Origin of the sequence: Mesorhizobium sp. M0496 (assembly GCF_040321205.1) — a bacterium.
In the GTDB taxonomy this organism is placed as follows: Bacteria; Pseudomonadota; Alphaproteobacteria; order Rhizobiales; family Rhizobiaceae; genus Mesorhizobium.
In genome coordinates this window covers 168,917-183,226 of the sequence record NZ_JAMYRC010000008.1, presented here as the reverse complement: position 1 = coordinate 183,226, position 14,310 = coordinate 168,917, and the positions used below count along the sequence as shown (strand labels likewise).

General features: G+C 62.6%; 15 protein-coding genes, 1 tRNA gene and 1 pseudogene. 13 read left to right on the top strand and 4 right to left on the bottom strand.

The window, feature by feature from the left end:
- Positions 1-70: 70 nt before the first annotated feature.
- From NKI73_RS10910 to NKI73_RS10895, 4 genes are all read left to right on the top strand, one after another.
- On the top strand, positions 71-1,234 hold the full coding sequence (locus NKI73_RS10910; protein ID WP_352629362.1) for an ABC transporter permease: 1,164 nt from the start codon (positions 71-73) through the stop codon (positions 1,232-1,234).
- Positions 1,231-2,169, top strand: a complete 939-nt coding sequence (locus NKI73_RS10905; protein WP_352629356.1) for an ABC transporter ATP-binding protein — start codon at positions 1,231-1,233, stop codon at positions 2,167-2,169. The genes NKI73_RS10910 and NKI73_RS10905 overlap by 4 nt, the downstream gene beginning before the upstream one ends.
- A complete protein-coding gene (locus NKI73_RS10900; RefSeq protein ID WP_352629353.1) occupies positions 2,166-2,915 on the top strand; it encodes an ABC transporter permease in 750 nt (249 codons plus the stop codon). Before NKI73_RS10905 ends, NKI73_RS10900 begins: the two co-directional genes overlap by 4 nt.
- 240 nt (positions 2,916-3,155) lie before the next feature.
- Entirely contained in the window at positions 3,156-5,297 is a 2,142-nt protein-coding gene (locus NKI73_RS10895) for a sodium-translocating pyrophosphatase (RefSeq protein ID WP_352629351.1), read from the top strand.
- Between the two features lie 292 nt (positions 5,298-5,589).
- Here NKI73_RS10895 and NKI73_RS10890 read toward each other — a convergent pair whose 3' ends face one another.
- Positions 5,590-6,105, bottom strand: coding sequence for an outer membrane protein assembly factor BamE (locus NKI73_RS10890; RefSeq protein WP_352629349.1), 516 nt, complete (start codon positions 6,103-6,105; stop codon positions 5,590-5,592).
- Between the two features lie 114 nt (positions 6,106-6,219).
- Between NKI73_RS10890 and NKI73_RS10885 the strand changes: the two genes are divergently transcribed.
- The 7 genes from NKI73_RS10885 to NKI73_RS10855 all read left to right on the top strand — a co-directional run bounded on the left by NKI73_RS10885 (position 6,220) and on the right by NKI73_RS10855 (position 10,957).
- Positions 6,220-6,762 (top strand): ubiquinol-cytochrome C chaperone family protein, encoded by a 543-nt coding sequence (locus tag NKI73_RS10885; protein WP_352629348.1) that lies wholly within the window; start codon positions 6,220-6,222, stop codon positions 6,760-6,762.
- A 3-nt stretch (positions 6,763-6,765) separates the two neighbouring features.
- Positions 6,766-7,314 (top strand): YceD family protein, encoded by a 549-nt coding sequence (locus NKI73_RS10880; RefSeq protein WP_352629346.1) that lies wholly within the window; start codon positions 6,766-6,768, stop codon positions 7,312-7,314.
- 113 nt (positions 7,315-7,427) lie between these two features.
- The gene (gene plsX / locus NKI73_RS10875) at positions 7,428-8,498 is read left to right on the top strand and encodes a phosphate acyltransferase PlsX (RefSeq protein WP_352629345.1); all 1,071 of its coding nucleotides are present in this window, start codon (positions 7,428-7,430) and stop codon (positions 8,496-8,498) included.
- Between the two features lie 9 nt (positions 8,499-8,507).
- Positions 8,508-9,479, top strand: coding sequence for a beta-ketoacyl-ACP synthase III (locus tag NKI73_RS10870; RefSeq protein WP_352629342.1), 972 nt, complete (start codon positions 8,508-8,510; stop codon positions 9,477-9,479).
- A gap of 103 nt (positions 9,480-9,582) precedes the next feature.
- Positions 9,583-9,906, top strand: coding sequence for an integration host factor subunit alpha (locus NKI73_RS10865; RefSeq protein WP_013532231.1), 324 nt, complete (start codon positions 9,583-9,585; stop codon positions 9,904-9,906).
- A gap of 126 nt (positions 9,907-10,032) precedes the next feature.
- The gene (locus NKI73_RS10860; protein ID WP_352629341.1) at positions 10,033-10,572 is read left to right on the top strand and encodes a MerR family transcriptional regulator; all 540 of its coding nucleotides are present in this window, start codon (positions 10,033-10,035) and stop codon (positions 10,570-10,572) included.
- Positions 10,573-10,657: 85 nt separating this feature from the next.
- The gene (locus NKI73_RS10855; protein ID WP_352629340.1) at positions 10,658-10,957 is read left to right on the top strand and encodes a hypothetical protein; all 300 of its coding nucleotides are present in this window, start codon (positions 10,658-10,660) and stop codon (positions 10,955-10,957) included.
- Positions 10,958-11,480: 523 nt separating this feature from the next.
- Here the strand turns inward: NKI73_RS10855 and NKI73_RS10850 are convergent.
- Positions 11,481-12,095: pseudogene (locus NKI73_RS10850) on the bottom strand (hypothetical protein).
- Positions 12,096-12,378: 283 nt separating this feature from the next.
- Between NKI73_RS10850 and NKI73_RS10845 the strand changes: the two are divergent.
- Positions 12,379-12,663 carry a helix-turn-helix domain-containing protein gene (locus NKI73_RS10845; protein WP_352629339.1) on the top strand — a complete coding sequence of 95 codons (285 nt, stop codon included), beginning with the start codon at positions 12,379-12,381 and terminating at the stop codon, positions 12,661-12,663.
- Between the two features lie 185 nt (positions 12,664-12,848).
- Positions 12,849-13,310, top strand: a complete 462-nt coding sequence (locus NKI73_RS10840; RefSeq protein WP_352629337.1) for a YbaK/EbsC family protein — start codon at positions 12,849-12,851, stop codon at positions 13,308-13,310.
- 123 nt (positions 13,311-13,433) lie between these two features.
- Here the strand turns inward: NKI73_RS10840 and NKI73_RS10835 are convergent.
- Positions 13,434-13,510, bottom strand: a tRNA-Pro gene (locus NKI73_RS10835).
- A gap of 252 nt (positions 13,511-13,762) precedes the next feature.
- Positions 13,763-14,200 (bottom strand): CatB-related O-acetyltransferase, encoded by a 438-nt coding sequence (locus tag NKI73_RS10830; protein WP_352629335.1) that lies wholly within the window; start codon positions 14,198-14,200, stop codon positions 13,763-13,765.
- Between the last annotated feature and the right edge of the window lie 110 nt (positions 14,201-14,310).

The following is a 14,310-nucleotide window of genomic DNA, read 5'->3' as shown; positions in this document are numbered from 1 at the left end:
ATCTCCCCCGCCAGGGGGGAGATCGGATGTCGCGTCGGTTTTCGCCAATCGCTCTTCAAGAGGGGCAGTCATGAACCCGCGCTTCGACAAGCTCGGCGTGGTCATTGCCGCGATATCAGCCTACGCGGCTTTTGCCGCGCCCTTTGCCACGTTCCGCGCCAACCGCATCGTCCCCGGCCAGGCGCGCTCGATTCTCGAGGCACTGCCGCCGACGACCGGGGCGCTGCTGCTTGCCATCATCGTCGCCTCGGCACTTGTCGCGCTGTTCAAGACACCGCTTGTGCTGCGCCTTGCCGCCAGCGTGGTGGCGCTTGCCGCGCTCGCTCTGCTGATCGGCGTCGCCGGTACTTTTCTCACCCCGGCGGGCAATACCTTTGCGAGAATTTCGCCGGCCTCCGGTTTCTGGATCCTCATCTTTGCTTTCACGCTTTTGCTCGCCGATGTGCTGACACGGCTGAACCTGTCGCCATTGGCACGGGTTGGCGTGCTCGCGGTCGCGGCTTTGGCGATCGGGCTGCTGTTGATTTCGGGAAGCTGGGACAATCTGTCGATCCTCAAGGAATACGCCAACCGTGCCGACAGTTTCTGGGCCGAAGGCTCCAAGCACGTGACGCTGGCGCTCGGTTCGCTGGCTGCCGCGGCGGTCGTCGGCCTGCCGCTCGGCATTCTCTGCCATCGCGTCGAAAAGCTGCGCGACGGCGTACTCAATGTGCTCAACATCATCCAGACCATTCCCTCGATCGCGCTGTTCGGCCTGCTGATCGCGCCGCTCGGCTGGGTTGCCACGCATGTGCCGGGAGCTGCCGCGCTCGGCATTCGCGGCATCGGCACGGCGCCCGCGTTCGTCGCGCTGTTCCTCTATTCGTTGCTGCCGGTTGTGGCCAACACCGTGGTCGGTCTCGCTGGCGTGCCGCGGGCCGCCAACGACGCGGCGCGCGGCATGGGCATGACCGACCGACAGCGCCTGTTCGGCGTCGAGTTTCCGCTGGCCTTTCCTGTCATCCTCACCGGCATCCGCATCGTTCTGGTGCAGAACATCGGCCTCGCCACCATTGCCGCGCTTATCGGCGGCGGTGGTTTTGGCGTGTTCGTCTTCCAGGGCGTCGGCCAGACGGCGATGGACCTTGTGTTGCTCGGCGCCGTGCCGACGGTCGCTCTCGCCTTCGCCGCCGCCATCATCCTCGACGCGGTGATCGAAATGACTGCCACCAAGCGCAGGGTTGAAACGGCATGATCGAGATCGAAGGCATTACCAAGCGCTATGACACGACAACGGTGGTCGATGACGTTTCGATGGTCATCGAGCCACGCACCATCGCCGTCATCGTCGGCACCTCCGGTTCCGGCAAGACGACGCTGCTGCGCATGATCAACCGGCTGGTCGAACCGACGTCGGGCATCATCAAGCTCGACGGCGCCGACAATCGTTCGCTGCCTGGCTACGAACTGCGCCGCAGCATCGGCTACGCCATCCAGGGCCACGGCCTGTTTCCGCATCGCACGGTGGCGCAGAATATCGCCACCGTGCCGGTGCTGCTCGGCTGGGACAAGGCCCGCATCAAGGCCCGCGTCGACGAACTGATGACACTCTATCAGCTCGATCCCGAATCCTTCGGGCCGCGCTACCCGCACGAACTGTCCGGCGGCCAGCAACAGCGCGTCGGCGTTGCCCGCGCGCTAGCCGCCGAGCCCAACGTGCTGTTAATGGACGAGCCGTTCGGCGCGCTCGACCCGATCATCCGCACCAAGGCGCAGGAGGATCTGCTGGCGATCCAGAAGCGCTTCGGCACCACCATCATCCTCGTCACCCACGACATGGAAGAGGCCGTGCACATGGGCGACAAGATCGCGGTCATGGATGCCGGCAAGCTTGTGCAATACGCCAAGCCCGCCGAGATCCTGGCGAGGCCGGCAAGCGCCTTTGTCGAGACCCTGGTCGGCGCCAGCGAGCGGCCGTTCCGGCTGCTGTCCCTCGGCCGCGTGCGCGATGCCGTTGAGAAGGGCACCGCCGAAGGCGAAGCGATCCCCAGCGACGCCAGCCAGCGCGATGCGCTGGCTGAATTGTTGTGGTCGGGCCGGCCGGCGCTGCCGGTCACAGGCGCCGACGGCAAGCCGCTTGGCCGCGTCACGGTCGACGGTCTGGTGAAACGCGCGGCGAGGCCGGCATGAAGGCCTGGCTTCCATCGCTGCTCAGGCTTGCCTTGGTAGTGCTGCTCGTTGCCTTCGTCACCAATCCCGGCTGGTTCGAGCCGCTGCTGAAGCCGCTGACAGAGAACAATGCGCCGGTGATCTACAACCAGGGCAGCCTGCTGACGCTGACATTGCTGCATTTGCGCACTGTCCTGATCGCCACCGTGGCCGCGACCATCGTCGCTGTGGCGCTTGCCATTCTGGTCACAAGGCCGGCCGGCGCCGAATTCCTGCCGTTGTCGCGCAGCCTGGTCAACATCGGCCAGACCTTTCCACCGGTGGCGGTGCTGGCACTCGCCGTGCCGGCGGTCGGCTTCGGTGAGAAGCCGACGCTGATCGCCCTGTTTCTCTACGGCCTGCTGCCGATTTTCGAGAATGCGCTGACCGGCCTGACGACGCTGCCGGCCAATGTGGTCGAGGCGGCGCGCGGTGCCGGCATGACCGGTTGGCAAAGGCTCACCAAGGTCGAACTGCCGCTCAGCGCTCCGATCATTCTCGGCGGCATCAGGCTGTCGGTGGTGATCAGCCTTGCCACCGCCACCATCGGCTCGACGGTGGCCGCCAGGACGCTCGGCGAAGTGATCATCGCCGGGCTGTTGTCCAATAACCTCGCCTTCATCCTGCAGGGCGGCCTGATCGTGGCGGCCCTTGCCGTGCTGATCTATGACGGCCTGTCGGCGATCGAGCGCTACACGGCACGACGCATGGGCCGGGAGGCAGAGTAGCCGCGTCCCGCGTCAGGGCCAATTTCAATCGATCTAATAGGAGGGTGCTGACGGCAGGTCATCGCTTGGCCCAAACCATTTGGGCGAAAGCCGGGCAAAAACCGAACAATATCTTGACGTTCGCAGCCCTGTTTCGCATACACCGCTGCGAAGAGGCGGATTCCGTGCACGGAATCCGGTCTTTGTCTCAACGGCCCAGGGAGGGGTTCTTTTGGGCCATCAATCGAGGAAAATCCGGCAATGACAATTATTTCCGCCGTCATCGCCTGCGGCCTGCTTTCAATCCTTTACGCCATCTGGGCGACACGTTCGGTCCTTGCGGCCGATCAGGGCAATGCACGCATGCAGGAAATCTCCGCGGCCATCCGCGAGGGCGCACAAGCCTATCTGGCGCGTCAGTACACCACCATCGCCATCGTTGGCGTCGTCGTCCTCGTGCTCGCCTGGTGGTTGCTGTCCATCACCGCCGCGGTCGGCTTCCTGATCGGTGCCGTGCTTTCGGGTGCCGCCGGCTTCATCGGCATGCATGTCTCCGTTCGCGCCAACGTTCGCACGGCGCAGGCCGCATCAAACAGCCTCGCCGCCGGCCTCGACATCGCGTTCAAGTCGGGCGCTATCACCGGCATGCTGGTTGCTGGCCTGGCCTTGCTCGGCGTGTCGATCTACTACCTTGTCCTCACCCAATTCTTGGGCCTTCAGCCCAATGACCGCATCGTCATCGACTCGCTGGTCTCGCTCGGCTTTGGCGCATCGCTGATCTCGATCTTCGCCCGTCTCGGCGGTGGCATCTTCACCAAGGGCGCCGATGTCGGCGGCGATCTCGTCGGCAAGGTCGAAGCCGGTATTCCGGAAGATGATCCGCGCAACCCGGCCACCATCGCCGACAATGTCGGCGACAATGTCGGCGACTGCGCCGGCATGGCCGCCGACCTGTTCGAAACCTATGCGGTGACGGTCGTCGCCACCATGGTTCTCGCCGCCATCTTCTTCGGCGGCACCGCCGTTCTCGGTGCGGCGATGCTCTATCCGCTCGCCATCTGCGGCGCCTGCATCCTGACCTCGATCGTCGGCACCTTCTTCGTCAAGCTCGGCTCGAACGGCTCGATCATGGGCGCGCTCTACAAGGGCCTGATCGTCACCGGCCTGTTGTCCATCGTTGGCCTCGGCGTCGCGACTTCGGTCACGTTGGGCTGGGGTGAGGTCGGCACGGTCGCCGGCATGGTCATCACCGGCAAGAACCTGTTCATCTGCGGCCTGATCGGCCTCGTGGTGACCGGTCTCATCGTCGTGATCACCGAGTATTACACCGGCACCAACAAGCGCCCGGTGAACTCCATCGCCCAGGCGTCGGTCACTGGTCACGGCACCAACGTCATCCAGGGCCTTGCGGTCTCGCTGGAATCGACGGCACTTCCGGCGATCGTCATCGTCGGCGGCATCATCTCGACCTATCAGCTCGCCGGCCTCTTCGGCACGGCGATCGCCGTCACGACGATGCTCGGCCTTGCCGGCATGATCGTTGCGCTCGACGCCTTCGGCCCGGTCACCGACAATGCCGGCGGCATTGCCGAAATGGCCGGCCTGCCCAAGGAAGTGCGCCACTCCACCGACGCGCTCGACGCGGTCGGCAACACCACCAAGGCGGTGACCAAGGGCTACGCCATCGGTTCGGCCGGCCTCGGCGCACTGGTGTTGTTTGCCGCCTACTCTAACGACCTGAAGTTCTTTGCCGCCAATGGCGACAAATATCCCTACTTCCAAGGCATGGGTGAGATCTCCTTCGATCTCTCCAACCCCTACGTCGTCGCCGGCCTGATCTTCGGCGGCCTGATCCCCTATCTCTTCGGCGGCATCGCCATGACGGCCGTCGGCCGTGCGGCGGGCGCCATCGTCGAGGAGGTGCGCAAGCAGTTCCGCGAGGATCCGGGCATCATGGCCGGCACCTCCAAGCCGAACTACGCCCGCGCGGTCGACCTTCTGACCAAGGCGGCAATCCGCGAGATGATCATCCCGTCGCTGCTGCCGGTGCTGGCGCCGCTCGTCGTCTATTTCGGCGTGCTGTTGATCTCGGGCTCGAAGGCGTCCGCCTTTGCGGCGCTGGGCGCTTCGCTGCTCGGCGTCATCGTCAACGGCCTGTTCGTCGCCATCTCGATGACCTCGGGCGGTGGCGCCTGGGACAACGCCAAGAAGTCCTTCGAAGACGGCTTTGTCGACAAGGACGGCGTCAAGCACCGCAAGGGTTCCGAAGCGCACAAGGCCTCGGTGACCGGCGACACGGTCGGCGATCCCTACAAGGACACCGCTGGTCCGGCCGTCAACCCGGCGATCAAGATCACCAACATCGTGGCTCTCCTGCTGCTGGCCGTGCTCGCGCACGGCTGATCGGGGAGCATTGCTCGAAACAAAACCCGCGGGAGCGATCCCGCGGGTTTTTTGTTGAACGATAGCGACGTCGATCCTTGAGCGCTTCTCTCTTGCCGGCCCTAGCCACGTTTGCGGTAGCGCAAGCGTCCAAGCCTGGCCAGCGTTTCGGCTGTCGGCCACCCCAATGACTGGCAAGCGCACCATGGCATCGCCTTGGGCGTGGCCACAACAAAAACCCGCAGGATCGCTCCCGCGGGTTTTTGGTCGCCTGAGATGGTGCTGCCCTCCTCGAGGGGAAGGCGGTCTGAGATCAGGGAGTGCCGCCGCCGGGAATGCCGGGGGCCAGCTTGCTGGCGCCGTTGATGATCTGGCTGAGGAAGTTCTGGTCCTTGCCGCCGGTCGGTGTGGTGCGCGAGACGAAGTCGAACATCTTGCCGTCCTTCAAGCCGTAATTGGCGATCTGGGTGACGCGACCGTCGGCACCGAAATAGACCGCCAGCACCTTCTGGTCGATGAGCCTCGGCTTGTCGAAGGCGACGTAGCGTTTGCGCGTCTGCGAAATGTAGTAGAACGCCTCATTGTCGAAGGTCGCCGTCGTCGATGGCGTGCCGAGCGCCAGCAGCACCTGCTCGCGGCTGGAGCCGACAGGCACCGAATCGATTGCCTGCTGGTCGATGACATACCCCTGCGTCAGCGTCTCGCTCGGGCTGAGGTCACCGATCATCTTGTTGGTGTGGCAGGCGGATAGCGCCGAAATGATAACCAGCAGCGAGATCGCGCTGGCGGGCCTGGAAGAGAAGGTCGACTTGAAATTCAGCGCGCGCAACAACAACTCCATTAGCTGGCCGCAACTTGCGCTGGGCCGCGAAACCGGTAAACCAGCTTGCTTGCCGATGCAACAAGGCCACTTCAACAAACGGTCCCCAGGAGACCATCCCCAATGTTCCAGCGCATTTTTGGCCGCGAACGCCACGCCAACCGCGCTATCACCGAGGCGCTTTACGCACAAATCGTGGCGGCGGCGCGGCAGACGGTGTTTTATTCCCATTGGAATGTGCCGGACACGCCGCTTGGCCGTTTCGAGATGCTGTCGCTGCACATGTTCCTGTTCCAGCACCGGTTGCGTGGTGAGGACGGTGTGGCGCGAGAGGTTGCTCAGGTGCTGATCGACGAATTCTTCCTCGACGTCGACCATTCGCTGCGGGAATTGGGCGTTGGCGATGTCGGCGTACCCAAACGCATGAAGAAGCTGGCAAAGATGTTTTATGGCCGAACCGCCGCCTATGACGATGCCCTGGAAAGAAATGACCGCGACGGGCTCACCGCGGCCCTTGCCCGCAATGTCCGGCCCGACGCCGGCGCCTGGCCGGAAGCATCGCTGCTGGCCGCGTATGTCACCGACGCTTGCAGTCAGTTGGCCGCGCAACCATCCGAATCGATTGTCGCCGGCACGCTGGCGTTTCCCATCGCCAAGGGAGGTTGAACAATGAAGCACGTTGACCCGCAAAGCCCGGTATCATTCCGCGCAAACATCACTCGCCTGCCGCAGAAGGGTCTGCCGGTGGTTATCGAGGCCGATGCCGCACAGCGCGCGGCGCTGGCCGAGGAGCACGGGCTGATTTCTGTCGAATCCTATCGCGCCGAACTCCTGGTGGCGTCATGGAAGCGCAATGGCGTAAAGATCAGCGGTCGCGTCGAAGCCGACATCACCCAGGCCTGCATCGTCACGCTCGAGCCTGTCGAAGCGCATATCGACGAGCCGGTCGAAGCGCTGTTGCTGCCCGAGGACTCCAAGCTTGGACGGCAGGGTTTCGATGGCGGCGGCGAAATCCTGCTCGACGCGGAAGGCCCTGACAGTCCCGAAACATTTTCCGGTGACACGATCGATGTCGGGGCACTTGCCGAACAGTACTTCGGACTGGCTATCGACCCTTATCCGCGCAAGCAGGGTGCCTCGCTGAATGCCGGCAGCGAGGCCGAACCGGCGGAGAATGAATTTCAGCAAAAACTGCGATCCTTGCTGGGAAAATCCTGAGAACCTCGCCCGCGACGGAAAAGTCGGTTGTGCGGCAGCCCAAAACCGTTATTTTCGCCGAACCTTCGCGGTCGCTAAAGCGACCTGCCGCCTAACAGTGAGATAAATACCGAGTGATCAGGATTTCCATCGATGCCATGGGCGGCGATCACGGGCCAGCCGTGGTCATTCCGGCGCTCATGACGGTCGCGACCCGCCGTCCCGACATCCGCTTCGTCATCTACGGGCGTGAGGAGGTTGTGCGCCCGGAACTCGCCAAGTTTCCGAAGCTCGCCGAGGTCAGCGAGTTCTTCCATTGCGAAATCGCGGTCAGAATGGACGACAAGCCGAGCCAGGCGCTGCGCCACGGCCGCTGGAAGTCGTCGATGTGGAAGGCCGTCGAAGCGGTCAAGACCGGCGCTGCGGACGCCTGCATTTCCGCCGGCAACACCGGCGCGCTGATGGCGATGTCGAAATTCTGCCTGCGCACCATGGCAACCATCGAGCGCCCGGCGATCGCCGCCCTGTGGCCGACATTGCGCGGCGAAAGCGTAGTGCTGGACGTCGGTGCCACCATCGGCGCCGATGCGCACCAGCTGATCGACTTTGCCATTCTCGGCACCGGCATGGCGCGCTCGGTCTTCGGCGTCGCCCGGCCCAGCGTCGGGCTGCTCAATGTCGGGGTTGAGGAGATCAAGGGCCAGGAAGAGGTCAAGGAAGCCGGGCGCATGCTGCGCGAAGCCAACATGGCCTCGATGAACTATCACGGTTTCGTCGAAGGCGACGACATCGGCAAGGGGGTGGTCGACGTCGTCGTCACCGAAGGCTTTGCCGGCAACATCGCGCTGAAGACGGCGGAAGGCACGGTGCGCCAGATTGGTGGCTATCTGCGCGCCGCTATGAGCCGGACGCTGATGGCCAGGATCGGCTATATCTTCGCCAAGGGCGCCTTCGATCGCCTGCGCGAAAAGATGGATGTCGGTCGCTCCAATGGCGGTGTCTTCCTGGGACTGAACGGCATCGTGGTGAAAAGCCATGGTGGTGCTGATTCGGACGGCTTCGCCGCGGCGATCGAGCTTGGCTATGATATGGTGCGCAACAATCTGCTCGACCGCATCGAGGCCGACCTCGACCTGTTCCATGCGCGCAACCCGCATGCCCAGGCAAACAGGAAATCCGACGTCGTTACCGACGCAAAGGAATAGGAAAGAACTTTGATCAGATCAGTCGTGCGCGGCATGGGCGCCGCGCTGCCCCGCCGAATCATGAAGAATGCCGATTTCGAAGGCATGGTCGAGACGTCCGACGAGTGGATCGCTCAGCGCACCGGCATTCGCCAGCGCCATATTGCTGGTGATGACGAGACGACGGCTTCGCTGGGGGAGGCGGCGGCGCGCGCTGCGCTTGCCAATGCGGGTCTCACGCCCGCCGACCTCGATCTGATCGTACTGGCGACCTCGACGCCCAACAACACATTCCCGGCCACCGCCGTCGAGATCCAGAACCGGCTCGGCATGCATCACGGTTTTGCCTTCGACCTGCAGGCGGTCTGCTCTGGCTTCGTCTACGCCGTTGCCACCGCCGACCTCTACATCCGCGGCGGCCTGGCCAAGCGGGTCCTGGTCATCGGCTCGGAAACATTCTCGCGCATCCTCGACTGGAGCGACCGCTCGACCTGCGTGCTGTTCGGCGACGGCGCCGGTGCCTTGATCCTGGAAGCAGGCGAGGGCGTGGGCACGATTGCCGACAATGGCGTTCTGGCGGCCAGCCTGCGCTCCGACGGGGCGCACAAGGACAAGCTTTTCGTCGACGGCGGGCCGTCGACCACGGGCACCGTCGGCCACCTCAGGATGGAGGGCCGCGAAGTCTTCAAGCATGCGGTGGGTATGATCACCGACGTCATCGAGGCGACGTTCTCACAGGCCGGTATATCAGCCGATGATCTCGACTGGTTCGTGCCGCACCAGGCCAATAAACGAATTATTGACGCTTCCGCCAAGAAGCTCGGGATAGCCGAACAAAAGGTGGTGGTTACGGTCGATTTGCACGGTAACACCTCGGCTGCTTCCGTGCCGTTGGCGCTTTCGGTGGCCGTCGCCGACGGCCGCATCAAGAAGGGCGATCTCGTGCTTCTGGAAGCCATGGGTGGCGGCTTCACCTGGGGTGCAGTCCTGGTTCGCTGGTAAGTGCCAAACGGTCCGGTTTCGGTCCTTGACCTTGCCGGATCAATTACTTAGGCTCTGCCGTTGTTGTGCCGAATTTTGTGTTTTGAACTGATGGGACGGTCGGATGGGGGGAAAGACACTTACGCGCGCCGACCTTGCCGAGGCAGTTTACCGGAAGGTCGGCCTGTCGCGCACTGAATCGGCCGAACTCGTCGAAGCGGTGCTGGACGAAATCTGCGAAGCGATCGTTCGTGGCGAGACGGTGAAGCTGTCGTCCTTCGCGACATTCCACGTCCGCTCCAAGAATGAGCGTATCGGCCGCAATCCCAAGACCGGCGAAGAAGTGCCGATCCTGCCGCGCCGGGTGATGACCTTCAAGTCGTCGAACGTGCTGAAGAGCCGTATCTTGCGCTCCCACCAAAGCGGCAAGGCCAAAAGCGGCAAGTAGCCACAATGCGTGGTTGAAAACCGCCGCCGCCATGACGCCGGGCTTGAATATTGCTTCATAAACCGCTGAAATAAGACCCGATTCGGCAGGGTAAGCCGGATCATCGTCCAGCGTGAGGATTCGCCCATGGACAAGAGCCCCGACGCCTTTCGTACCATCAGCGAGGTCGCCGAAGATCTCGATCTGCCGCAGCATGTGCTGCGTTTCTGGGAAACGCGTTTCACCCAGATCAAGCCGATGAAGCGCGGCGGCGGTCGTCGTTACTACCGGCCGCAGGATGTCGAACTGATCAAGGGCATCCGCCACATGCTCTACGACCAGGGTTACACCATCAAGGGCGTGCAGAAGCTGTTGCGCGAGAACGGCAATCATTTCCTGGTCGCCATCGGCAGTGGCGACATGGCCGCCGTCGAGGCGATCTCGCAACGAAAGCAGGCCGATCAAGTGCCGTTGACGCCCGCGGCCCAGCCGCGCGGCATGGACGACGAACTGGTTGGCCAGCCGCGCGTCAAACCCAGCCGCCGCTTTTTCGGTCTGGGCAAGGGCGACGAGGACGGTCCGGTGCAGCCGGACGCGTCGAAACTCTCGCGCGACAATCGCGCGCTGTTGCAAGAGGCGCTGTTCGATCTCCTGGAATGCAAGCGTCTGCTCGACCAGGTGCGCTGACCGAAGCGACATCGATATTTCGAAAACCGGAACCCGTCTTCCGGTGAGGCGTTACGCTTCCTTCTGCAAATGAAGGAAACGCATCATGGCATTTTCGACCCTCTCGGATACCGATCTCGACAGGCAGGTCGCGGCTCTTACCAAGGAATTGGCCAGCTTGAAGAGGGCCGTGGCCAGGCGAGGCGGCGCCTACTACGAAGACAGTCGCGATGCCGCGCTCGACACCTATTCCGACCTTGCCGAGCGTCTGCGCGATGCCATGCCGGCAATCCGCAGACAGGGCAGGGTGATCGAGAAGTCGGCCCGCGACCATCCGGCGGCGGCCGCCGCGGTCGGCCTCGTGGTGCTCGGTCTCGTTGTCAGTCTGCTGTTCAGCCGGCGCTGAGGAAAAAGCTTTCGTCGGTTGCGTCGAATCCTGACGCTGTCATTCGACGAACTTGGCGCACCCCGATTGTGTCGAGCCTCACCGCAGTACCAAAAGGAGACCAGCCTTGAACAAGAAGCCAAGGCCGGTCTTCTTGTTGGCAGTTCGCTATGCCTAGATATTCTTCACGTGGTGGTGATGGTGATGATGGCGGTGATGAATGGGGTGGTAATGGCGATGATGGTGACGATGATGTCTTGCCATCGGGGCCGCATCCGTGCTCGTCGCGCCGATCACCGGCACCGTGAAAGCAAGTACAACTGCAAGCCCGAGGGCCGAGAGGAGGGACTTCTTCATGGATCGTTTCCTTTTTAGCAGGTCATCGGGTCGGTGATCCGATCGCCGCGAATGGGATTACGCTCCTGAATTTTTTCGTCAGTATTTCCCGATTGTAGAATTTTGTTTCGGGACTGTTTCTGCGGAATCCGGGCAGTCGCCATCATCATCGCCAGGGCCGAAACGCCGCGCCTTTCCGGCTGTTTGCCTACATCGGCGGGACCACGCCATTGTTTCCCACCACGACGCGGCTGGTGCTCAACTTACCGTCCGCCTCGCGCTGGGCGGTCACGAAGACCGTAGCGCCCGGCTTGAGGTCGGTCGGTGTGGCGGGCGCGAAGGTCACGACAGGCGTGGTGTCGGGGATCGAAATCTTCTTCGTCTGCCCATTGTCATAGGTCAGCGTGACGGCTCGACCGCTTATGTCGGTGACGTCGGCGACGGTGCCGTTGGTCATCCGGCTGTTTGGCTGCAGGTCCTAGGGACGATCACCCTCGCCAGTGCCTTTCAAGGCGGCCGGGAAGACCACCACCTCCAAGGCGCCACTGCCGCCATCCGACTTCGAGACCGAGGCGATGCCGAGGAAATCGCCCTGCTTGATGTCCTTCACGGATGCGCTGGCGACGCCTGATATCTTCCAGTCGGCATTAAGCTTGATCGCATCGGTGTCACCCCGACGGGTTTTCACGGTGAGCAACGTGGGCTCGAAGCTGACCACGGTGCCGCGCACGCGCAGCGTGTCGGCCGCCTGAGCGCCGCCCACAGTGGCAATGGAAAGGCTGAAAATCGTGCCGAGCACGAGCATGAGTGTCTTCAAGTTCATCGCAGAGATCCTTCCGTGAACCGGCTGGCTGGAACCGGATGGTTTCACGCCAGCACATCAGAACAACGAACAGGTGGGCCGAAACCACCGGGCAAAAAGGTGCTCGGGTGTTCAAAAGAACTTGATGCGGCCGATGTGTGCGAGACGGCCGCACGCGCCTGTGGTTCACGATCCCGTGACGGTCAGATTGGCACTTGGCAAATCGCCGGCGAGCGGGCATCTTCCCGATCGTCTCAGGCAACACTCCACATTTGATCAAACTCTTTCAGTCATGGAGTTGCCAATGCCCCATAATGCAAAAAACGAAGCCCCCTCCGAACCGGCAGCCAACGGAAGCGGGCCTGATTACAGCACCCTCAGAGCGATGCGGGAGACCCGCGGCTACAGTCTGGAAAAGCTTTCGTTGACATGCGGTCTGGCGGTCGACGAGATTGAGGATATCGAGAACGGCCGGATAACGGACCCGTCGAAAGTGCGTCGTATTGTGTCCGCGCTTCGACTTCCCCAGGAGGCCCTGATCACCCCGGCTGGGCCGACGCCGGCGGCGCAAGGTCGATCCCTCGCATAAATCCGCACCAGGCATGCCCGACAACCCGCCAAGACACCCTTGGCGGGTTTGTCTTTAGTGGTGCCGCAGCCTCTCTGCCTCGGCCTGGGGCTTGCCGATTTGTGTGTCGCGCGTGTTTATACGCGCGGCGGCCAGAATCTGCTGAAATATTTGCCGTCCATCAAGTTTGAATCATGGGTTTGACGATGAGCCTGGAATCCGTTCATGCCTTCTTCGCCGCTCACGCACCCGACATCGACGTCATCGTCACGGAAGCGAGCTCGGCGACGGTGGCGCTGGCGGCTGAGGCGCATGGCGTTCTGCCGGCACAGATCGCCAAGACGATCTGCCTGCGCGTCGGCGACCGCACCATGCTGGTGGTGACCAGCGGTATCGCCCGGCTGGACAACCGCAAGTTCAAGGACCAGTTCGGCGGCAAGCCGCGAATGCTCGACGCCGCGGAGGTGGTCGAGGCGACCAGCCACCCGGTCGGCGGTGTCTGCCCGTTCGGCCTGCCGGCGCCGCTGCCGGTCTATTGCGACAAGTCGCTGCGCGATTTCGATGAGGTCGTGCCCGCGGCTGGCGCCACCAACGCCGCGGTGCGGATCGCGCCACAGCGCTTGGTTGAGATCACCGACGCTGAGTGGGTCGATGTCTGCCAAGGGTAGGCTCAGGACCCGATCCCGAGTTCAAGCAGGACGGTAGAGGACGCATTCTGAGATTTTGCCCCGATCCGAGATCTGGCCGGGTATCTGGAGAGGCGGACTTCGGGGGCAAGTCCTGCTTTGAAATGGTCGGAGTGGCCGGATTCGAACCGACGACCCCTTGACCCCCAGTCAAGTGCGCTACCGGGCTGCGCTACACTCCGGACCGCGGAAAGCCCTATATTCTCAAGGGTTCCGGCGCAAGAGCAAAAAGGCATGCTAAGAACATAACGGAACCGAAGAGCAGCGAAACGCAGGCAACGGCACATTTTTCCCCACGGAAAGTCCCAAGGGTGTTCGTGAGTCGTTCTGTGGATAACTCAGCGGAGCAAATCCGCTCCGACAATGTGCCGGACGGTAGCGTTGGGAGTTAATGCTAGTGTCTCCGCGCTGTAATGCACATAGCCTGCTGGCCGTTAGCGGAAACGGAGAACGAACTGCTCGGCGGGTAAATCGAAGGCGGCCTTTTCATGTTTGATGCGCTCGATGGGCCAGTCCCACCAACGAATTTTCAGCATGGCCGCGATAGTGTCCTCGGAGAAACGATATTTGATAACCCGCGCCGGGTTGCCGGCTACTATCGCGTAGGGTGGCACATCCTTCGTGACCACGCTGCATGCCGCAACAACGGCGCCATCGCCAATAGTGACGCCCGACATGATTGTCGCCCGCGCCCCCACCCAGACGTCGTTCCCGATGACAATCGGACCTTTAGTCCGAAGATACTCCATCGACGTCTTGGTTCCGAGGATCTGGTCCTGCAAACCGAAGTTTGACGCGGTCTCTGTTGGATGATTGGCCTGGCAGATGAATATAACTTCCCGCGCGAAGGCACAAAATGCGCCTATGGTCACCGGCGATTCGTCAGAGGGGAAGAGGAAAGACTTGCTAGGAAGGTCATGCGTGTATCGCCCCAGCTTTACACACGGAGGCACGGGTTTTGCCCAGAGGAGACCTCTCTCCC